The sequence below is a fragment of the Haemophilus sp. THUN1690 genome, assembly GCF_059704375.1.
The window spans coordinates 617,681-638,987 of record NZ_AP046582.1 but is presented as its reverse complement, the minus strand read 5'-3'; the positions used below and the strand labels follow the sequence as shown (position 1 = coordinate 638,987).

At 37.9% G+C, this 21,307-nt stretch carries 24 protein-coding genes and 1 tRNA gene; 7 read left to right on the top strand and 18 right to left on the bottom strand.

The genetic code is table 11. The features are described 5' to 3' along the window. Positions 1–28: 28 nt before the first annotated feature. From AC6H22_RS03080 to AC6H22_RS03065, 4 genes are all read right to left on the bottom strand, one after another. Positions 29–1,972 (bottom strand): ABC transporter ATP-binding protein, encoded by a 1,944-nt coding sequence (locus tag AC6H22_RS03080; RefSeq protein WP_005628651.1) that lies wholly within the window; start codon positions 1,970–1,972, stop codon positions 29–31. 94 nt (positions 1,973–2,066) lie between these two features. Beyond that, positions 2,067–3,452 (bottom strand): anti-phage deoxyguanosine triphosphatase, encoded by a 1,386-nt coding sequence (locus AC6H22_RS03075; protein ID WP_497515326.1) that lies wholly within the window; start codon positions 3,450–3,452, stop codon positions 2,067–2,069. A gap of 92 nt (positions 3,453–3,544) precedes the next feature. After that, positions 3,545–4,240 (bottom strand): CidB/LrgB family autolysis modulator, encoded by a 696-nt coding sequence (locus tag AC6H22_RS03070; RefSeq protein WP_005628646.1) that lies wholly within the window; start codon positions 4,238–4,240, stop codon positions 3,545–3,547. A gap of 22 nt (positions 4,241–4,262) precedes the next feature. Then, positions 4,263–4,694 carry a CidA/LrgA family protein gene (locus AC6H22_RS03065; protein ID WP_005628643.1) on the bottom strand — a complete coding sequence of 144 codons (432 nt, stop codon included), beginning with the start codon at positions 4,692–4,694 and terminating at the stop codon, positions 4,263–4,265. A 118-nt stretch (positions 4,695–4,812) separates the two neighbouring features. Here AC6H22_RS03065 and AC6H22_RS03060 point away from each other — a divergent pair, with 118 nt between their 5' ends. The 5 genes from AC6H22_RS03060 to queF are packed head-to-tail and all read left to right on the top strand — an operon-like array spanning position 4,813 to position 8,543. Continuing rightward, entirely contained in the window at positions 4,813–5,307 is a 495-nt protein-coding gene (locus AC6H22_RS03060; protein ID WP_497515325.1) for a thermonuclease family protein, read from the top strand. Next, entirely contained in the window at positions 5,297–6,496 is a 1,200-nt protein-coding gene (locus AC6H22_RS03055; RefSeq protein WP_005628638.1) for a cysteine desulfurase, read from the top strand. Before AC6H22_RS03060 ends, AC6H22_RS03055 begins: the two co-directional genes overlap by 11 nt. Further along, a complete protein-coding gene (locus AC6H22_RS03050; RefSeq protein ID WP_005628635.1) occupies positions 6,493–6,873 on the top strand; it encodes a SufE family protein in 381 nt (126 codons plus the stop codon). The genes AC6H22_RS03055 and AC6H22_RS03050 overlap by 4 nt, the downstream gene beginning before the upstream one ends. After that, the gene (locus AC6H22_RS03045) at positions 6,864–7,649 is read left to right on the top strand and encodes a Zn-ribbon-containing protein (RefSeq protein WP_005628632.1); all 786 of its coding nucleotides are present in this window, start codon (positions 6,864–6,866) and stop codon (positions 7,647–7,649) included. Before AC6H22_RS03050 ends, AC6H22_RS03045 begins: the two co-directional genes overlap by 10 nt. Positions 7,650–7,703: 54 nt before the next feature. Further along, positions 7,704–8,543: an NADPH-dependent 7-cyano-7-deazaguanine reductase QueF gene (gene queF, locus AC6H22_RS03040; protein ID WP_032825722.1), complete on the top strand. Its 840-nt coding sequence runs from the start codon at positions 7,704–7,706 to the stop codon at positions 8,541–8,543. 85 nt (positions 8,544–8,628) lie between these two features. Here queF and truB read toward each other — a convergent pair whose 3' ends face one another. The 8 genes from truB to AC6H22_RS03000 form a co-directional block, all read right to left on the bottom strand. Beyond that, positions 8,629–9,549 carry a tRNA pseudouridine(55) synthase TruB gene (gene truB / locus AC6H22_RS03035; protein WP_005628628.1) on the bottom strand — a complete coding sequence of 307 codons (921 nt, stop codon included), beginning with the start codon at positions 9,547–9,549 and terminating at the stop codon, positions 8,629–8,631. After that, the gene (gene rbfA, locus AC6H22_RS03030; RefSeq protein ID WP_118816843.1) at positions 9,549–9,935 is read right to left on the bottom strand and encodes a 30S ribosome-binding factor RbfA; all 387 of its coding nucleotides are present in this window, start codon (positions 9,933–9,935) and stop codon (positions 9,549–9,551) included. The genes truB and rbfA overlap by 1 nt, the downstream gene beginning before the upstream one ends. A gap of 211 nt (positions 9,936–10,146) precedes the next feature. After that, on the bottom strand, positions 10,147–12,681 hold the full coding sequence (gene infB / locus AC6H22_RS03025; RefSeq protein ID WP_497515324.1) for a translation initiation factor IF-2: 2,535 nt from the start codon (positions 12,679–12,681) through the stop codon (positions 10,147–10,149). 11 nt (positions 12,682–12,692) lie between these two features. Beyond that, positions 12,693–14,180 carry a transcription termination factor NusA gene (gene nusA / locus AC6H22_RS03020; RefSeq protein ID WP_497515323.1) on the bottom strand — a complete coding sequence of 496 codons (1,488 nt, stop codon included), beginning with the start codon at positions 14,178–14,180 and terminating at the stop codon, positions 12,693–12,695. Positions 14,181–14,197: 17 nt separating this feature from the next. Beyond that, positions 14,198–14,653: a ribosome maturation factor RimP gene (gene rimP / locus AC6H22_RS03015; RefSeq protein ID WP_005628605.1), complete on the bottom strand. Its 456-nt coding sequence runs from the start codon at positions 14,651–14,653 to the stop codon at positions 14,198–14,200. Between the two features lie 187 nt (positions 14,654–14,840). Then, a tRNA-Met gene (locus tag AC6H22_RS03010) sits at positions 14,841–14,917 on the bottom strand. Between the two features lie 103 nt (positions 14,918–15,020). Further along, positions 15,021–15,155 carry a hypothetical protein gene (locus AC6H22_RS03005; protein WP_275045373.1) on the bottom strand — a complete coding sequence of 45 codons (135 nt, stop codon included), beginning with the start codon at positions 15,153–15,155 and terminating at the stop codon, positions 15,021–15,023. Next, positions 15,155–15,877, bottom strand: coding sequence for a BUD32 family EKC/KEOPS complex subunit (locus AC6H22_RS03000; protein ID WP_497515322.1), 723 nt, complete (start codon positions 15,875–15,877; stop codon positions 15,155–15,157). Before AC6H22_RS03000 ends, AC6H22_RS03005 begins: the two co-directional genes overlap by 1 nt. 79 nt (positions 15,878–15,956) lie before the next feature. On the opposite strand from AC6H22_RS03000, the gene AC6H22_RS02995 reads away from it, so the two are divergent. Continuing rightward, positions 15,957–16,523: a YceB family lipoprotein gene (locus AC6H22_RS02995; protein WP_497515321.1), complete on the top strand. Its 567-nt coding sequence runs from the start codon at positions 15,957–15,959 to the stop codon at positions 16,521–16,523. 109 nt (positions 16,524–16,632) lie between these two features. Here AC6H22_RS02995 and fabA read toward each other — a convergent pair whose 3' ends face one another. After that, positions 16,633–17,166 carry a bifunctional 3-hydroxydecanoyl-ACP dehydratase/trans-2-decenoyl-ACP isomerase gene (gene fabA, locus AC6H22_RS02990; RefSeq protein ID WP_005631615.1) on the bottom strand — a complete coding sequence of 178 codons (534 nt, stop codon included), beginning with the start codon at positions 17,164–17,166 and terminating at the stop codon, positions 16,633–16,635. Positions 17,167–17,335: 169 nt separating this feature from the next. Beyond that, positions 17,336–19,111 carry an AAA family ATPase gene (locus tag AC6H22_RS02985; protein ID WP_497515320.1) on the bottom strand — a complete coding sequence of 592 codons (1,776 nt, stop codon included), beginning with the start codon at positions 19,109–19,111 and terminating at the stop codon, positions 17,336–17,338. Positions 19,112–19,237: 126 nt separating this feature from the next. Between AC6H22_RS02985 and matP the strand changes: the two genes are divergently transcribed. Continuing rightward, complete coding sequence (matP, locus tag AC6H22_RS02980) at positions 19,238–19,684, top strand: macrodomain Ter protein MatP (RefSeq protein ID WP_005671410.1); 447 nt, start codon at positions 19,238–19,240, stop codon at positions 19,682–19,684. 68 nt (positions 19,685–19,752) lie between these two features. Here matP and cspD read toward each other — a convergent pair whose 3' ends face one another. The 4 genes from cspD to AC6H22_RS02960 all read right to left on the bottom strand — a co-directional run bounded on the left by cspD (position 19,753) and on the right by AC6H22_RS02960 (position 21,300). Further along, the gene (gene cspD, locus AC6H22_RS02975) at positions 19,753–19,971 is read right to left on the bottom strand and encodes a cold shock domain-containing protein CspD (protein WP_005628872.1); all 219 of its coding nucleotides are present in this window, start codon (positions 19,969–19,971) and stop codon (positions 19,753–19,755) included. 144 nt (positions 19,972–20,115) lie between these two features. Further along, positions 20,116–20,274 carry a YoaH family protein gene (locus AC6H22_RS02970; RefSeq protein WP_005628875.1) on the bottom strand — a complete coding sequence of 53 codons (159 nt, stop codon included), beginning with the start codon at positions 20,272–20,274 and terminating at the stop codon, positions 20,116–20,118. Beyond that, entirely contained in the window at positions 20,267–20,986 is a 720-nt protein-coding gene (gene truC, locus AC6H22_RS02965) for a tRNA pseudouridine(65) synthase TruC (protein ID WP_497515318.1), read from the bottom strand. Before truC ends, AC6H22_RS02970 begins: the two co-directional genes overlap by 8 nt. Next, the gene (locus tag AC6H22_RS02960; RefSeq protein ID WP_497515317.1) at positions 20,980–21,300 is read right to left on the bottom strand and encodes a YqcC family protein; all 321 of its coding nucleotides are present in this window, start codon (positions 21,298–21,300) and stop codon (positions 20,980–20,982) included. Before AC6H22_RS02960 ends, truC begins: the two co-directional genes overlap by 7 nt. Positions 21,301–21,307 lie beyond the last annotated feature (7 nt).

Here is a 21,307-nt window from a genome sequence, read left to right as displayed (position 1 = left end):
AGAAAACGCCCTTTCGGGCGTTATTTTTTTAAGCTTTACCGTCAGCCAAATTTTTCTTTTCTTCCAATTCTTCCCAGCGTAAAAATGCTGTTTCTAATTCGGCTTCAGTATCTGCCAATGCTTTTAATTTAGCATCGGTAATATCATGAGCCTGTTGGAAAAATACTGGATCGGCTATTTCAGCTTGCAGTACGGTGATTTTAGTTTCCAACTCTTCCAAAAGTTGTGGAAGTTGTTCTAACTCACGTTGTTCTTTATAAGAGAGTTTCACTGATTTAGGCTTAGAAGTGCGGTCATTTTTCACCGCACTTTCTTCTTTTAGTGGTTCAGATTTCTTCGCCTTAGCCTGTTCTTCTGTCGCTTTGCTTGCCCAGAAATTAGCTTGTTGCTGTTTAGCATCAAAGAATCCACCTACATACTTATTCAAACGCCCTTCACCTTCGAATAAATAACATTCTGTCGCAGTGTTATCGATAAATTGACGGTCATGGCTTACAATTAACAATGTGCCCTGATAATCAGTCAAAATTTCTTCTAAAAGCTCCAATGTTTCTACGTCAAGGTCATTAGTTGGTTCGTCAAGAATCAATAAATTGTTTGGTTTGAGCAACAATTTTGCGAGTAATAAACGATTTCGTTCCCCCCCCGATAAGGCTTTAACTGGCGTCATTGCTCGTTTTGGTGGGAATAAGAAATCTTGCAAATACCCTAGTACATGGCGTTTTACACCATTGACTTCAATATCTTGTTTACCATCTGCCACATTATCCATTACAGTTTTTTCAGGATCTAAATCAGCACGGTATTGGTCAAAATAAGCAATGTCTAATTTGGTACCACAACGAATTTTGCCTGATGTTGGCTGAATTTCCCCCAGTAATAATTTAATGAAAGTGGTTTTCCCACAGCCATTTGGTCCAACAAGCGCAATTTTATCTCCACGTAAAATCGTTGTTGAAAAATCTTTTAACAAGGTTTTTCCTGCGATTTCATAGCTCACATCTTCCATTTCAAAGACAATTTTGCCAGAACGACTTGAGGTATCTAACTGTAATTTAGCTGTTCCCATTACGTCACGGCGTTGGCGGCGTTCCTCACGCATCGCTTTTAATGCTCGCACTCGCCCTTCATTTCTTGTACGGCGAGCCTTGATACCTTGTCGAATCCACACTTCTTCCTGTGCAAGACGTTTATCAAATAATTCATTTTGCAAGGCTTCAACACGTAGATTTTCTTCTTTCGTAGTTAAATATAAATCGTAATTGCCTGGATAAGACACTAATTGACCGCGATCTAAATCCACAATCCGTGTTGCCATTTTTCGAATAAAAGAACGGTCATGGGAAATAAATACAATGCTACCCTGGAAATCCAATAAGAAATTTTCCAACCATTCAATAGCTTCCACATCCAAGTGGTTGGTTGGTTCATCAAGTAATAACACATCAGGATCGCACACTAATGCGCGTGCTAGTGCCGCTTTGCGTAACCAACCGCCCGAAAGTGCAGATAATTTTGTGTTTGGATTCAAGCCTAGTTTTAACAGCACTTCATTGATTTTATTTTCAAATCGCCAGCCATCCGCGTGTTCTAATTTAGCCTGAACTTGCTCTAGTTGACTTAAAATTTGATCACTGTAATTTTCTTCCAATTGAACAGAAATATGATGATATTCTTTCAATAAATCCGTTAAATGCCCAACACCTTCCGCGACATAATCAAAAATATTGCCTTGCGCATTACGCGGTGGGTCTTGCTCTAAACGAGAAACCACAAGATCTTTTTCGTATTGGATTTTGCCATCATCCATGAGCACATCGCCTGCGATGATTTTCAATAAAGTTGATTTACCTGCGCCGTTACGCCCAACTAAACAAACACGTTCATTCGGTTCAATATGTAGTTCTGCGTGATCCAACAAAGGTGCATCACTAAAGGAAAGATATCCATTGGTTAAACTAATTAATGCCACAGCTGCCCCATAAAAATTCAGTGAAAATTAACCGCACTATTCTATACGGTTTGGCATAAAAAATCCCATCAATTCGATGGGATTCTCTCTTAAATCAAAGTTGTTGATATACCCGCAATGCGTGTGCATCCGACATGCCTGCAATATAATCGCAAATAATCCGTTTCTTCCCTTCGTCTGGTGCATTACGCCAACGATTTGCAGTATTTCGCGGTAATAAACGCTCTGGATCAGATTCAAAAATCTGGAACATTTCTGTCAGCATTCTCTGCCCTTTATATTCGATTCGTTGAGTAGCCACATTGCGAATAACATAATCCCAAACGAACTTTTTAAATACACCAAGTGCAGCAATCACTTCTGGTGGCAATTCCGCGTTATAACGTAACAAAGGTTCATCAAAATTTGCCGTTAATTTCCACTGCACATTAGTAATAAAAAAGTTCACTAATGCGCCAATCGCCTGTTTGCGTTCAAAATGTTTATCCGAGAAAAGTCGTTGGCTAATTGAATCAATATTTTCATGCAACCAAGCTGATGGAATTTGTTTCAATGTAGCATGTGCTGCTTGCCATTGATGAGGATTTACCACGCCAGTCACAATCGCATCTTCTAAATCATGCACACCATAGGCAATATCATCTGCCAATTCCATAATGCTGCAATCCAGCGATTTAAACCGAGTATGTAAAGATTCAGCTGGATTTTCCCGCACTTTTTTAAATTGACAGAATAAAGTGCGGTCATTTTCAGAAAGATTTTCCAGCAACCAATTAAACATTTTTAAATCATCGCGGAAAATGCCTTTTCCCGGAATCCAATCATGAATACGCACAAAACGCGGATCAATATTGCGAGAAAAATTAAGTTCTGCATATTGAGGCGAGGCCACATCTAACAACGTGGGATATTTCACTACACCCAATAGTGTTCGACGCGTTAGATTCATCCCTGCGTTTTCAGTGTAAGGCTCAAGTTTCGTTAAAATTCTAAAGGTTTGTGCATTGCCTTCAAATCCGCCCTGCTCTGCCATCATATAATTTAATGCCGTTTCGCCACCATGCCCAAAAGGCGGATGCCCAATATCATGAGCAAAACACAAACTCTCAATAAGATCGTTACTCGGCAATAAAGGTTTTAATTGTTTTTGCAACTCGTTTTTATCAATATTTAATGCTTGAGAAAGGCTTTCAAAGGTTTCTAAAAATTTAAGTTGTGCAACGAGACTGCTGCCAATCTGGGCGACTTCTAAAGAGTGAGTTAAGCGAGTGCGATAAAAATCATTTTCACCAATCGCGTGAATTTGAGTTTTCGCTTGTAAACAACGAAAGGCGGCAGAATGTAGAATCCGCCCGCGATCGCGACGAAATGGTGGGCGATTATCTTTTTCGCGTGGAGGATCGGGAAGAAAACGTTCTGTCCAAGAAGAATCAATGATAAGTGGTTTCATATCGCTTTGTTTTATTTGGTTTTTCTGCATTATCTAATCATTTAGCGCAAAAAACAACCGCACTTTATCTGGAACAAACACAATCTAGAATGAATAAAGTGCGGTTGAATTTTTATTGATATTTAAACAAAGAAATAAATCAGCTTAAATACAAATGGCGCGAGAATAGAACTAATAATCCCACAAAGCACAAGAGAAATAGAACTGTAACTTCCCGCTGTTGGATTAGTTTCCATACAGCTTACTGTGCCAAGTGCGTGGGATACCGCCCCGACAGATAATCCAATCGCTTCCTGATATTTAACGCCTAATTTTTTCAACACTAAATAACCAAATACAGAGCCTTGCAAGCCTGCAACAACGACCCCAACTGCAGTGACAGCAGGGATTCCCCCTAGATTATGCGAAACTTCCATCGCGATTGGTGTAGTGATTGATTTTGGTAATACCGTCGCCACCATTTCAGGTGATGCGCCAAGTATGAGTGCTAATACCGCCCCGCTTAACATCGAGAAAAAAGACGCAATCACCACAATAGATAAAATAATCTTCCATTGTTTAGCAATTTGGCGAAGTTGTTCATAAAGAGGTAATGCAAGAGCGACGATACTCAAGCCAAGTAGATTATTAATAGGCGCATTTCCTACCATATAATCATCATAAGGAATCTTGCCTATCACTAAAATCGCAACCAAAATTAATACTGTTAAAATAAAAGTATTAAAAATCATTGATTTCCAACGTTTGCTAATTTGTAGTGCGAGCCAAAATCCGAAAATTGTCAAAAATGTATAAAGATAAATAATGTACTGCTGCATATAAAACTTTCCCACTATATAATTAAGCTGATTCATTCATTTGTTTAGCTTGGTTCTCACGACGTTTAATCACTTTTTTACGTTTATGTGTAAAAGATTGCAAATGGAATAAATGATTCCCTAACAAGCCCATAACGACCAAAGTTACACAAGTGCTGACAACATTAGGAATCAGTAAAATATTCACTTGTTCTATTAATAAATCTGAATATTTAATGATTCCAACGCTCACTGGTACAAAAAGTACCGCCATAAAACGAATCAATAAGCTCGCGCCTAAATAAATCCAATCTAAATGAATTAATCGTGTCGTTAAACCTAAAAAGAGCAATAACAATCCCCAAATACTCCCAGGTACACCGGCCGGCACATAATGAGCGATAAGATTTCCGAGATATAACATAATGTATAAAATGACCAACGAACGGGCCAATAAAAATGATTTTTGAATCATATACAACCTTTTTTTCAACTTTTCTCATAATGTTTCAAAATTATTTTACGCTTTTTTTTTCTGAATTGACCAGTTTTTTTCGGTAAAATAACCAGACTTAGAACAAGAACCTAGCAAAATGATAAATCGAAAATCGCTATTTGCTATTTTATTACTAATTTTTACCGCACTTTCGGCGTGCTCTAGCGAAGAAAATACTTGCCGTGTCGTTGGCATTAGTGACGGTGATACGCTTACCTGCCTTGCGAAAAATAATCGACAAATCAAAGTGCGACTAGCTGAAATTGATGCGCCAGAGAAAAAACAAGCTTTTGGACAAAAATCTAAAAAGGCGTTATCTGATATGGTTTATCTTCGTGATGTACGTCTTTCTTTAAAAGGCCAAGATCACTATCAACGCACATTGGCGATTGTTTATTATCAAGATAAAAATATTAATTTAGAAATGGTTAAACAAGGTATGGCATGGGCTTATAAGCAATATTCCCATGATCCGATTTATCTTCAAGCGCAAGAAAATGCACAAGCCAAACGAATTGGTCTTTGGGCGGACAATAATCCGATTGAACCAAGTCAATGGCGCAGACAAGAGAAAAATCAATATGGCTTTTGATTATCAAACTTTCCGTCAAGAATTTCCTTATTTCCAACGTGAAGATGCGGTTGTTTATTTAGATAACGCCGCCACCGCGTTGAAACCTCAAGTGTTAATTGATCGCACTGCTGAATTTTATGCGTCTGCAGGTTCGGTGCATCGCAGCCAATATGATGCTGCCCAAACAGCGCAATATGAACAGGCTCGCACACAAGTTAAAGAATGGGTTAATGCTGAAGATAAACGCGCTGTTATCTGGACTTCTGGTACAACTCACGCGATTAACTTAGTGGCAAATGGATTACTACCACAATTAAACGCAGAAGATGAAATTCTGATTAGCCAAGCAGATCATCATGCTAATTTTGTCACTTGGTACGAAACGGCACAAAAGTGCGGTGCAAAAATTCGAGTTTTACCGATTTTAGATAATTGGCTAATTGATGAAAATGCACTTATTTCTGCTCTTTCTGAAAAAACCAAACTCGTTGCGCTGAATTTTGTTTCAAATGTCACAGGCACTGAACAGCCGATTAAACGCCTGATTCAACTTATTAGAAAACATAGTCGTGCGTTGGTTTTAGTAGATGCTGCACAAGCGATTAGCCATATTAAAATCGATTTACAAGATTTAGATGCAGACTTTCTCGCATTTTCTGCCCATAAAATTTATGGCCCAAATGGGCTTGGTGTTTTAACAGGAAAATTGACCGCACTTTCTCAACTTCAACCGCTCTTTTTCGGTGGAAAAATGGTTGATCGTGTATCAAATGATCGTATTACTTTTGCCGAATTGCCTTATCGTTTAGAAGCTGGCACACCTAATATTGCTGGGGTTATTGGCTTTAATGCCATACTGAATTGGCTACAAAAATGGGATTTTACCGCAGCAGAACAGCACACTATATCCTTGGCTGAATCCGTCAAAGTGCGGTTAAAATCTTACGAGCATTGCCGATTATTCAATTCTCCTCAAGCAAGCACTGTCGTTTGTTTTGTATTTGAAGGCATTGACTGTTCTGATCTTTCTACACTTTTGAGCGAACAAAATATTGCGCTCCGAGTCGGCGAACATTGTGCTCAACCTTATTTAGCACGCTTAGGCGAACGCACCACATTACGCCTGTCTTTTGCGCCTTATAATACGCAGGAAGATGTGGAGGCATTTTTTACCGCCTTAGATAAAGCACTGGATTTATTACAATGATAGAACAATTAAAACAAACTAAAAATTGGGAAGATCGCTATCGCCTGATTATTCAAGCTGGCAAAAATTTATCTCGCCCAAGCGACGATGAACTCGCTCAAATGCACTCTATTACTGGCTGCGAAGCACAAATGTGGTTTCAAATTATGCCTAAAAATGACCGCACTTTTCAATTCAACGGATTTAGTGAAGCCAGAATTATGAATGGCTTACTTTGGATTTTACTCAATCAAATCAATGGCAAAACAGCGGATGAATTGAATAAATTTGATATTACTGCCTTTTTTAGCGAGCTCGGCATTTCACAACGTTTAAGCGAAACACGTTTAAACGGCTTAAACCAAATCGGACAGCAATTAAAAAATTTATGTATTTAATCGAAACCTATTTTCGCCTGACTGCGCTCGAAAATAATATTGAATCACAAAGTCGTTTACTCAATGCAGTGATCGATCAATGGCGGTATAACGGGCAAATTATCGGACGTGAAATCCCTTTATATTTAGCGGAAGAAGATGGCGCACAAGGCTTTGCTATGCGTGTCATTTGCCCTGAGCAAGATAGTCTTTTCCCGCAAAATAATAACGCAGAAGTGAATCGCGCATTACAAGAAGCAGAAAAGTGCGGTGTAATTTTTGATGGTTTTCAACTTGTGGGCGATGATCTCAATTCAGATCAAACGGCAGAAAATGTATCTCCCGCTTGGCAAGTGCTTTATACAACCCATTTACAAAGCTGCTCGCCGATTCATAGTGGAGAAAATTTCGCACCAATCCCTTTGTATAAACAGTTGAAAAATCAACCGCACTTAAGCCAAGATCTGATTAAATGGCAAGAAAATTGGCAAGCCAGTGATCAACTACAAATGAATGGTGCGGTATTAGAACAACACTCTTTGGCAGAAATTTCTGAGCATCAAAGCACACTTTCAAAACATGGGCGTTATTTAGCCCAAGAAATAGAAAAAGAAACCGGCATACCGACTTACTATTATTTATATCGTGTAGGTGGGCAATCTTTAGAATCTGAAAAATCTCGTTGCTGCCCTTCTTGTGGTGCAAACTGGGCGTTAAAAGACACGGTTTTTGATACCTTTCATTTTAAATGTGATGCTTGTCGATTAATTTCGAATCTATCGTGGAATTTTTTGTAATTAATTTATAAAGTGTCGAAATTTGCAAAAGTCGAACACCTAATCGGAGAAAAGATGAATTACCAAGACAACAGCTTAAAATCCTTAAAACTCGGTCAAAAAACAGAATACGCCTCTCTATATGACCGCACTTTATTACAGCCAGTGCCACGCGCGTTAAATCGTGATGGATTGGGCATTACTCAAAATCAACCATTTACTATCGGCGCCGATATTTGGACGGCTTATGAAATCTCGTGGCTCAATGAAAAAGGCTTGCCACAAGTGGCTATCGCAGATATTTATCTGGATTATCAAAGCCAAAATTTGATTGAGTCAAAAAGTTTTAAACTTTATTTAAATAGCTTCAACCAAAGCAAATTTGCCGACTTCAATACCGTTCAACAAACTATGCAACGCGATTTAATCGAATGTGCGCAAGGCGATGTAAAAGTGCGGTTAAATCCAGTGGTAGTTTATGATTCTCAAAAAATTAATTATTTACAAGGCGATTGCATTGATGAACAAGATATTGAAATTACTAGCTACGAATTTAACGCTAATTGGCTGAAAGATTGCGTATCAGATGAAATTGTCGAAGAAAAATTAGTCAGCCATTTGTTGAAATCTAACTGCCTCATTACCAATCAGCCAGACTGGGGCACCTTGCATATTCATTATGTTGGTAACAAAATCGATCACGAAAAATTATTACGTTACGTTGTATCGTTCCGTCAACACAATGAATTCCACGAACAATGTGTCGAGCGCATTTTCTGCGATTTAATGCACTACGCAAAACCAGAAAAACTCACTGTTTACGCGCGCTATACCCGACGCGGTGGCTTAGACATTAATCCATTCCGCTCTAATTTTGAGAATTTACCTGAAAATTTAAGATTGGCGAGACAGTAAAAAACTGCGGTGAAATTTCACCGCAGTTTTTCTACATTTAGATTACAAATAAGAGGTCTAGAATTTTATAAGAAAGGCAATGAAGTTATGCAGATTGTGTAATTAAGCGTTGAGGGCGAATAATATTTCCATCGATTAAGGCTACGCCTAAGAATAAATTCTCCGCTGAAAATAACCGCACTTGGCCACTTAATTGCTGTTCGTTAGCAAATTTCACTCGCTGACCAAAACTAATGGCTTTACTCTGCTCTGCATCCAAACGTAAAGCAGGCAATTTACTTACAGCGGTATCGGTTGGCAGTAATAGACGATCTAATTCGCTTAATGGAAAACTTTCAGCGAGCAGTTGTAACTCATCGATTGGCATCATTTCTGCTACAGGATAATCCGCTACGGCTGTACGACGTAACATTGTCACATGAGCGCCACAACCTAGCACTTCACCCAAATCATCTACTAAGGTGCGAATATAAGTACCTTTTGAACAATGCACTTCTAAGGTTAAAAAAGGCGCATGATATTCAATAAAATTAAGTTCAAAAATCGTAATTGGACGTGCCTCACGCTCAACCGTAATACCTTGGCGCGCATATTCATAAAGCGGTTTACCGTTATGTTTTAGTGCGGAAAACATTGTCGGCACTTGCAAAATATCGCCACGAAATTGTTCAAGTGCGGTCAAAATTTGTTGCGTTTCAATATGAACTTCACGAGTTTCCACGATTTGCCCTTCCGCATCGGAAGTATCGGTACGTTCGCCTAATTTTGCCGTAACAAGATAACGCTTATCGGCATCAAGCAAAAATTGTGAAAACTTAGTTGCTTCACCCAAGCAAATCGGCAACATTCCCGTTGCCAACGGATCGAGCGCACCAGTATGCCCAGCTTTGTTCGCTTGAAATAAACGCTTCACCTTTTGCATGATGTCATTTGATGACATGCCTTGTGGTTTATCCAACAAAAACACACCATCAACATCACGCCAGCGTTTACGAGGTCTAGACATTAGTTGCTTTCCTCAACGTGTTTTTTCTCATCTTCACGCACAATATTTGTTACAAGATTTGACATACGCATCCCTTCCACTAAGGATTGATCGTAAATAAAGCGAATCTCTGGCACGATACGTAAACGCATCGCTTTGCCTAGTAACGAACGAATATAAGGCGATGCTTTTTCTAAGCCTTTCATGCCTTGCTCAATTGCCGTTTCATCGTGATCAAATAAAAAAGTCACGAAGATTTTTGCGTAAGATAAATCACTCGATACTTCCACATCAGAAACCGTCACCATCCCAATACGGGGATCTTTCACTTCACGTTGTAAGATTACCGCTATTTCTTTTTGTATTTCTTGAGCGACGCGATCGCTACGTTTAAATTCTCTTGCCATAGTTATTCCTTATTTATAAAAGCGCCTCATTCTACTGGAAATCATTGGATTTAGCACGCAAAAATCCCTTTCAGCATGATGCTGTTTGTAAAGAAATTGAATATAACCATAAGAAATACTTTTATCTAAAATAAGATTCTTTCATAAGGCTGATACAAAAAGGGCGGTTAAAAACCAGATGATTCTTAACCGCCCTTTATTTTGTTAAAAGTTAGATTGAACGTTTAACCTCAACCACTTCAAACACCTCGATTTGGTCGCCGACTTTTACATCGTTGTAGTTTTTCACGCCGATACCACATTCCATACCGTTGCGAACTTCAGATACATCGTCTTTGAAACGACGAAGAGATTCTAATTCCCCTTCAAAGATAACGACGTTGTCACGTAATACACGGATTGGATTATTACGTTTCACTAAACCTTCGGTCACCATACAACCTGCGATTGCACCAAATTTCGGATGACGGAATACATCACGAACTTCAGCTAAGCCAATAATTTCTTGTTTAAATTCAGGCTCTAACATACCGCTCATTGCTGCTTTAATTTCATTCAACAATTCATAAATGATTGAGTAGTAGCGTAAATCAATGTTTTCCGCTTCAATAACACGACGCGCAGATGCATCAGCACGAACATTAAAGCCAACAATAATAGCATTAGATGCTGCAGCTAAAGTCGCATCAGTTTCAGTAATACCACCTACACCTGAACCAACAACTTTAACTTTTACTTCATTGGTAGAAAGTTCATTTAACGCTTGAACAATCGCTTCCACAGAGCCTTGTACGTCTGCTTTCACAATGACGTTCAATTCAGCCACATCGCCTTCAGACATATTGCTAAACATATTTTCAAGTTTCGCTTTTTGCTGACGAGCTAATTTCACTTCACGGAATTTACCTTGACGATATAACGCAACTTCACGTGCTTTTTTCTCATCACGTACAACGGTTGCTTCATCACCTGCTGCCGGCACGCCTGAAAGACCTAATAATTCAACTGGAATTGAAGGACCTGCTTCATCCACTTCTTTCCCGTTTTCATCACGCATTGCACGCACACGACCATATTCAAAGCCACAAAGTACGATGTCACCTTTACGTAGTGTACCTGATTGAACCAAGATAGTTGCCACAGGGCCACGACCTTTATCCAAGTAAGATTCAATGACTACACCACTTGCCATGCCGTCTTTTACAGCTGTCAATTCAAGCACTTCTGATTGAAGTAGGATAGCATCTAATAAATCATCAACCCCTGTACCTTTCTTCGCAGATACTGGAACGAATTGCACATCACCACCGAATTTTTCAGAAATTACATCATGTTGTAATAATTCTTGCTCAACACGGTCTGGATTTGCTTCTGGTTTATCGATTTTATTTACTGCAACCACTAAAGGTGCACCCGCTGCTTTTGCGTGTTGAATCGCTTCAATAGTTTGAGGCATCACACCATCATCGGCAGCAACGACAAGAACAACGATATCTGTTGCTTTTGCACCACGCGCACGCATAGAAGTAAACGCAGCGTGTCCCGGAGTATCTAAGAAGGTGATCATTTTTCCATCATCCATTTCTACGTGATACGCACCGATATGTTGGGTAATACCACCCGCTTCACCTGCTGCAACTTTCGCTTTACGAATATAGTCAAGTAAAGAGGTTTTACCATGGTCAACGTGTCCCATGATGGTTACAACTGGCGCACGCGTTACTTTTTCTGCGTTTACATCGCGATCGCCTAATACCGCTTCTTCAAGCTCATTTTCGTTGCGAAGAATCACTTTATGACCAAGCTCTTCCGCTACTAATTGAGCGGTTTCTTGATCGATAACTTGGTTGATAGTAACCATTTCGCCCATCTTCATCATCGTTTTGATGATTTCAGTCGCTTTTACAGCCATCTTGTTCGCTAATTCAGCAACGGTAATAGTTTCACCAATGACAACATCCGCTTTTACAGCTTGAACTGGTTTAGTAAAGGCTTGTTGAAGTGCGGCACCTTTTTTGCCATTTTTACCTTTACCAAACTTAGCGTCTTTTTGATTTTTACGATTAGATTCGCGCTCGTTTTTTGAGTTTTTGCTATTTTCATCGTCGCGACCGCCTTTTTTAGCTTTCGCTACTTTATTTTTGCCACGGCCACGATTTTCGTTACGACGATCTTCTTCATCTTCTGCTTCAAGTGCATATCTTGAACTTAAGTTGTAGTCAGAATAGTCTTCTGAAGAAGATTCATTGTCTGAATCATCTGCTTCAGCATAACGTTTCGCTTCTTCTGCTGCACGGCGAGCTTGTTCTTCTGCTTTTTGACGAGCTAATTCTTCAGCCTTACGACGAAGTTCTGCTTCTTCTGCTTTACGTTTCTCTTTTTCAAGATCAACAGATTTAGCCTTAGAATCTACCGCACTTTTTGCTAGCTTAGCTGTTTCTGCTTTCGCTTTTTCAGCTTTTGCTTTTTCATCAGCTTCTTTCTTAGCTGCTGCTTTTTCAGCTTCTAAACGAGCTTTTTCTTCTGCCGCTTTTTGTTCAGCAATTTTTTTCGCTTCAGCTTCCTGCTGTGCTTTTAATTTTGCTTCTTCTTGTTGAGCAATATCAGTTTTTACTGTTCGTTTTTTACGTACTTCTACTTGTACTTCTTTGCTTTTACCGCCAGTTGTGGTGCTGCTTACTGTTGTTTTTGTTCTGCGTTGAATACTTAATTTCTTTGGCGCATCAGCCTTAACATCTTCAGTCATTACTACTCTCCTTATTCTTCGCCAAACCAACAGATATTACGAGCAGCCATAATTAAATCCGCTGCCTGTTCTGCTGTTAATTCTTCAATATCTGCTAAATCATCTACACCCTGTTCGGCGAGTTCTTCGAGAGTAGTAATTTGTTTTTCAGCTAATTTGAATGCCACATGGCGATTCATGCCATCTAAATTCAATAAGCGATCTTCAATATTTGCTTTTTTCAATGCTTCTTCTTCAGCTACTGCTGCAGCTGTAATCGCATTTTTAGCACGAGTTTGAAGCTCTTCTACAAGATCTTCATCTTCTAAACCATCAATTGCAGTCAATTCATTCATTGGCACATAAGCAATTTCTTCTAAACTTGTAAAGCCTTCTTCTACAAGGATTTGTGCAAATTCTTCATCAAGTTCTAATGCGTTAATAAATAAATTTAACACCTTATTATCTTCTGCTTGATGTTTTGCATTTAAATCATCAGTAGTCATTACGTTTAGTGTCCAATCTGTTAATTGTGTTGCTAAACGCACGTTTTGACCATTACGACCAATTGCTTGCGCCAGGTTAGCGGCTTCAACGGCAATATCCATAGAATGATTATCTTCATCAACGATAATAGAAGACACATCAGCTGGTGCCATTGCATTGATCACAAATTGTGCTGGATTATCATCCCAAAGCACGATATCTACGCGCTCACCACCAAGTTCATTGGTAATGGCTTGAACACGCGCACCACGCATACCCACACAAGCGCCAACAGGATCAATTCGCTTATCGTTTGATTTCACTGCAATTTTAGCGCGAGAGCCAGGATCACGAGCCGCACCACGAATTTCAATCATTTCCTCGCCAATTTCAGGCACTTCAATACGGAATAATTCAATCAACATTTCTGGTTTAGAACGTGTCACAAATAATTGTGCAGTTTTGCCTTCAGGATTTACTTTATAAAGCACACCACGCACACGGTCACCTGGACGGAAATTTTCACGTGGCAACATGTCTTCACGAGCAATCATCGCTTCTGCTTTATTCCCAAGATCTAAGATGATGCTGTCACGACTTACTTTTTTCACAGTACCTGTTACAATTTTGCCTTCTTCAGCACGGAACTGTTCTACAACTTTTGCACGCTCAGCCTCACGAATTTTAGTGCTGATTACTTGGCGTACAGTTTGCATTGCAATACGGTCAAATGCGATAGATTCGATTTGATCTTCTACATAATCGCCTAGTTGAAGATTTGGATCTTCAAATTGTGCCGCTTCCAAAGTAATTTCTTTCGTTGGCACTTTGACTTCGTCAACAATTAACCAACGACGGAAAGTATCAAAATCGCCTGTTTTTGGGTTTATTGATACTCGAATATCTGTTTCGTATTCGTATTTTTTCTTGGTAGAAAGCGCAATTGCACTTTCTAACGCTTCAAAAATTTTCTCACGTGGTAATAACTTTTCATTGGATACGGCTTCTGCCGCCAGTAAAATCTCTTTACTCATTTTTTCTTTTGCTCCTTTTAAAATTTTGCAACAACATTCGCTTTTTGAATGTTACCAAAGACTAAAACTTGTTCCTGTCCATCAACGATTAAAGTAACCATATCGTTTTCAATACGCTCTAACTTACCTTGCCATTTACGGCGTTCCATCACTGGAATTCGTAAATGCACTGCGATATCTTGCCCAATATAGCGTTCAAATTGCGGTAAGGTAAATAGTGGACGATCTAAACCTGGTGACGACACTTCTAGATTGTATTTATCCGCAATTGGATCTTCCACGTCTAAAATTGCGCTTACTTGACGACTTACATCAGCACAATCATCGACAGTTACGCCACCTTCTTTATCAATAAATAAACGCACAGTCATAAAACGGCCTGCGCGTTGACATTCAATGCCCCAAAGTTCACAGCCTAAATCCTCTACTGCGCCTTGTAGCATTTCTTGTAAATTTTGTTCTAATGTAGCCAATTTCTACTCCTATACTGTAGTGTCAGTTTTTAGTCCAAATAACTTCTTTTGATTAATCTAAAAACTTCTACAAAAAATTTTAGGCATAAAAAAAAGGGTTAGGTTCACAGGAACCTAAGCCCAGTTTTTATTAAATTTCTTATAGAAAAAAACCCCAAAACTGGGGTTCTTTTACTGAACTTATTATTGGTTGCGGGGGCCGGATTTGAACCGACGGCCTTCGGGTTATGAGCCCGACGAGCTACCAAGCTGCTCCACCCCGCGTCCGAAATATGGGGTGCATTATAGTGATAAAAATTTAAAATGCAAGAAGTTTTGCTAAGTTCCTTAAAAACTTTGTCAAACCTTACCGCACTTTTTATCATCACTAGAATCGAATACCAGAGCCAATCCCTAGTCCTAATCCAACACCGTTGCTTCCGCCACCAGCGCTGACGCCACCACCTACAGTACAAGCAGCTAATATGCTTGATAATGCAATAATAAAAAGTGTTTTCTTCATCATTTTTCCTTTATTAATAAAATCTCAAATAAGCGATAAACTGCTATTAAGTCTGTCTTTGCAATAGGTTTAAAAGGTAACAAAAGATAGTAAATCCAGAGAAAACGCTTCAAGTAGACAATCATATTATGCCAATTTTGTACCTCACAATGTGCTTTATAATACAATGCTACTTTTTGAATAAAATCGTCTGAAATATCTTCTTCTCGACATAAACTATCAAAGAAAAATAGCATATCTCGAATGATTAACCAATTTTGATTTTGACTACTTGAACGAGATTCAAAATCAAGAAAAGTAACTTTTCCCTTATCCCAAGTAATATCTCGAATAGCAGGACGACCATGCACCAGATTTTTAGTATGTAAATCAATCAAAGCGAGACAAGCGTCATAAATAATCGAAAATTTTTGCTGATCATCTATCTTCTTATCACATAGCCATTGTGATACAGTGGCTCCCGCATCTTCCAAAACAAAAAAATCCTCATCATGATAAGAGACTATTGGAACAGGTGCATTTTTTTCAGCAAGATTTAACAAAGTTTGTAGTTCATTTTTAAAAGATTGCTTCGGATATGGTTTCAATAATAACCAAATCCCTTTCAATTTTTCAGGTTGCTTCAACCAAAATTTCTTGCCTTCATATTGAAAAGGATAAATTCTTTCATCACGATGTGCTATAACTAATTGATTAACATATTCTTTAAATTCAGGGCTCATTACTACATCACTCCATTGCTATTTGTGGTATATTTGTCCACCATTTTTATTTTGCTTTTAACTTAACTAAAAATTAAATATGAAAAAAATTAAATTATTATTTCTTACGTTAACGTTTATTTTAACGATATCCCCTAATATATCGGCCTCACCTTTTTCAATAACTGAATCTCAAATTAATCAATATCTACAAGAGAAAGGATCTATTGCGGATAAATTTGGCTTACCCGGATTATTTTTTATTGATTATCAAGTAAAAAATTTGAGTACCAAAATTGGACAAACTAATGATAAACGCATAGAAATGAGCGGTACTTTAGAGGGTTTATTTCAATTTGGCAATAAAAAATTGCCAGGAAAATTAAATCTGACCTTCGATACAATTCCTTATTATAATCCCGAAGAAGGTGCTGTTTATTTAAAGAAAATGCGTATTTTACGTTGGTCAGGAGAACCACAGCAATATATGCAACAAATGCAAACAATCATGCCTTTTTTAAATGAGAATGTCGCTAAATTACTGGAAAATATTCCTGTTTATACATTAGATAAAAACAATATGCGTGATGTGCTTATAAAAAAATTTGCTAAAGAAATCCGTATAGAAAAAGGACAACTTTCCTTAGAGACTAGCATGTTCCAATGACATTTATATGATGTAATTCAACCTTGCTTATTGATAGAAGGATAAAAAAGTGCGGTGAAAATCTAAGAAAAATTTTCACCACACTTTTGTATGAATTAATAAAGAAAAATTAAAATGCTGAGGTATCTTGGAATAGTCCAACTTTTAAATCTGTTGCTGTATAAATAACGCGACCATCTACTTCAACTTCACCATCAGCCATTCCCATCACTAGTTTACGATTAATAACTCGTTTCATATGGATTCGGTACACCACTTTTTTAGCCGTCGGCAAAATTTGCCCTGTAAATTTTACTTCACCAACGCCTAATGCTCGCCCTTTTCCTTTGCCACCAATCCAGCCTAAATAAAACCCAACAAGCTGCCACATAGCATCCAATCCTAAACAACCAGGCATCACTGGATCGCCAATGAAATGACAACCAAAGAACGGCAATTCAGGTTTAATATCAAGTTCGGCTTCAATATATCCTTTGCTAAAAGCACCTGTTTCCTCATTCATTTCAATAATACGATCCATCATCAACATGGTCGGAGCGGGTAATTGTGGCCCTTCTTTACCGAATAATTCGCCGCGACCAGACGCGAGCAAATCATCATAAGAATAGCTACTTTTTTTATTAGGTGTACAAGTGTTTTGCATTTTAGGTTCCTTTATATATAATAAATTCAGTTTTAAACTGATATAAAACATTCTAAAGAGAACATATCAAAGTGTAAATAGCTAACACTTGTTCGCAAAACTTGTCGGAGCAGTCACTTTGATAGATTATAGAAGAAAGAAAAGCGAACAAATGTTCGCTTTTTATCTATTAAGAACGGAAGAAATTCCAAAAACCTTTTCTTTCTGAATCAACTCTCCCCTCAATTCGACGTTGAATGAGACGAGATAAAGGCTCAGTTTTTTCTGTATAATCTTTGTTTTCATCTAGCAAATCACGATTAAATAATAATTCGCAAGCTTGATAAATATCTTCCACCGGATAAATAAAAAATTCACCATTTTTTACCGCACTTTTCACTTCATCAGACAAACTTAGTTGCTGAATAGTCGTCATTGGGATGATGACACCTTGTTTTCTGGTCAAACCGCGACGTTGGCAAATAGTAAAAAAGCCTTCAATTTTATCATTTACCCCACCAACAGAATGAACAAGTCCAAATTGATCAATCGATCCTGTAATTGCGATATTTTGAGGTAAAGGCAAATCGGCCAAAGCGCTTGCTAGCACACAGAAAATCGCCAAAGATGCACTATCACCATCAATTTCACCATAAGACTGTTCAAACACTAACGAGGCAGAAAATGGCAATTGCGATGGCAAATCTAATATATTGGAAAGACAAGCTTGCGCAATCATCATTCCTTTACCATGAATATTGCCCGCTAATTCATTTTTTCTTTCAACGTCGATCACTTCCCCTTCGCCGAATTGCACAATACAACTAATACGCGAAGGTTCGCCAAAACATACGGGTGTACCAGGATATTCAATCACCGAAAGGCCATTAATTTGGCCAACAATTTCACCTTGAGTTTCGACATAAACTTGCTCATTTAAAATATCGGCATAAGTTTGTTCTTTTAGGAAACCATATTGCGCCAATTTTTGTTGAAAAATATCCTCAAAATCCTCCGCACTTAATGCTGTTTTTTCAGCAAAAGTTGAGGCATCTTGTAATATTTCTTTTAATTTTAGAGGGGATGCATTAATTAAAAAGCGATCTTCACTTTCACGAACTAATAATTGATAGAGTTTATTTAAAGCAGGAAAATCTAGCTCAATATTTTGCTCTTGAGCCATTTGTTGTACATAACCCGCCCAAGTTTTTTGTTCTTCCACTTCAGCCACAGAAATATAACTTTCAATTTCAGCATAATCGGCGAAAGAATAAAGGTTTTCTTCTAACTCAGCCAAAGTGGCTAATTCAGTACGATTACCAAGTACAATCACTTTTAAATTCAGCGCATAGCTTGGTATATCACAAGGTAAATGTTTAAATGGATGGGCTGAATACCAATCAAAAGTTTGGGTTTGCAGAATTTGTTTTAATCGCCCCCATAAATCAAATTGAGATAACAATGTTGCCGCACTTAAAATCAAAACACCACCATTAGCTTTATGCACTAATCCTGGCACTAATTGAATATCTTGTGAACTTGGATGAATCCGAAAACTACCGAAAAGCTGGAATTGATCGCAATACAATGCGCTTAACGCCTCACCTTGACTAGCAAAATTATCATCTAAAGATTTTGCTGGCTCAATATAAACATGAGGAAAAGAAAAAGAGTCGCCTTGCTCTATCACATAATTCACACCGAAAATTGACCGCCCTTTATGATGGTTTTGCGATATAAAATTTTGCAATAACTCCGCATATTCAACTGGCTCACCTACTTTCATCATCAATAAGGAACGCGTTGGATGGCGTAAAAATAAATCGATAGCCTGTGTGGCATTCGGTTGTAATGCCCAGAAATCCACTGGTTCTAAAGGAAAATCTTGAATTGCCAAATCAGGTTGTAATGCCTGCCAATTTAAAGATTGCTTAATAGCTTGTTGTTGAGAAAATGATGAACTCACGGCTGGTCTCTTTCTAGAAAAATTGGCCACATTATCGCATATTTAGTAGCCTTGTGAAAATCCACTAGAAAATCAGCCTAAAAACACGTATATTAATGCAGTTACCACGTCACTCAATGATAAAAAATGAAATACCAAAAACTAGAAAATCAAGAAGCAAATTGGAAATGGATTTACCTAATTCGTAAACATCGCGAAGGGGAAAATATTACTCGTTATGAAGAACGAAGTTTACAAGAGGCCAAAGCGCAAGAATTATTAGAATCCCAAAATTATCCAGAAAAAATTGAAGAATGGATTAAAAATCATCTTTCGCCAACCTTACCAATTAAGCTTGATCAAGCCATTCGTGCACGCCGTAAACGCTTTTTTAATGGAGAAAAACAACATACAAAGAAAAAATCCATTGATTTGGAATATGCGGTTTGGCTACGTCTTTCTAAATATTCTCGCAAAATGAAAATGACACTTTCAGAAACAATTACCTATATGATTGACGAAAGAGAAAGCAAGGCACAATTTGAAAATCAAATGGCGGCAATGAAAACCAGTTTGAAGAATTTATTAAAATAAAAAAGACAAGCTGCAATTCTTGTCTTTTTGAGTTAGGACTAATAGAGAAAAAATTTAGAGTATTCGAATTACTCTTGATTATCCACAAGTGGAATTATTTTCGTGGCATGAGATCCTTTGTCTCCGTGGATAACTTCAAATTGCACCTTTTGACCCGCTTTTAATGAACGATAACCGTCCATTTCAATCACTGAATAATGTGCAAAAATATCGGCATCCACGCCTTCTGCGGAAATGAAACCAAATCCTTTTGCATTATTGAACCATTTCACAACACCAATTTCCATAAAAGACCTCTCTAGGCTTCGCCTACTAAAACAATAAATCAATAAGACTATCGCCTTATCACCTCGTATGGACGTTATATTCAAATATTTTGATCGGTTATGCAATGAGCAATATTCAAAAATGATAAGTAGATCACAAAAAATTTAATTTTCTGGAGTTTTTTTATCATTTTTATGGATTTCTCGTAGTGCTTTCGCCACTATTTGAATCGCTTCTCCGCTACTAATCCCTTTTGCCATAAGTTCTTGAATTTGTTCAACAGCTTTTTGTTGCTGTTCGTGTGTTAAGTTAATATCAAACATTTTCCCACCTAAATTGATTCATTAATTGATGCCATTGTTCATCTAAACCTGCTGTAATTGTTATTTGCTCTTTCGTTATTGGATGAATAAAAGACAAACTATCAGAATGTAAAAATAACCGAGAACAGCCAAGATGCAAGGTTAACGCACGATTTTGATGCAAATCACCATATTGCGTATCCCCTAAAATTGGGTGAAAAATATGTTTCATATGGCGACGTAATTGGTGTTTTCTGCCTGTATGAGGGATTAATTTAACTAAAGAATAACGTGTCGTTTGATAACGCCCAGCAGGATAAGGCATTTCGACTATTTTTAATCCTTCATAATCAGTAACGGCTTCTTGAGGCTCTTTATCTTCTTGAGAAAATTTATCTGCGATTTTATCCAATTGGATTTTTAGTGGATAATCTATTCGCGCTTTTCCCTGTAAATACCCTCGCACCACAGCTAAATAAGATTTCTGAACGCACTTTTGTTCAAACTGTTCACACATTAAATTCGCAATTTCACTGCTCAATGCAAATAACAACACGCCAGATGTCGGTCGATCTAAACGATGAATAGGGAATACATATTGGGCAATTTGATCTCGCAAAGTTTGCATCACAAATTGAGTTTCATGAGGATCTAACCAACTACGATGAACCAACATTCCAGCAGGCTTATTCACCGCAACTAGAAACTCATCTTGATATAAAATTTCTAACATTCGTTCTTGTTCAGAAGTGCTTCTAAAGCAACTAAAGGAGTTAATAGTTGTTGTAACTCATCAAATTCCTTCATTGCTTCTTCAATATAAGGAGAAATAGCAATTTTATTTGGTAAAGCAGAACTACTTTCTAATAATGCCTGCATGCGTGGAATAAATACCCACTGTAGCCATTCTTCGGCAGACATCGTATCAATTGAAAAAGGCTCCTCACTTAAAAAGGCCTCTGCAGCAGGTGGCATCGTTTGCCATAAATTAAGCTGCTGCATGGTAATTTGAAGCTGTTCAAGATGCTGTTTAGTTTGATTACGCATATTTTAT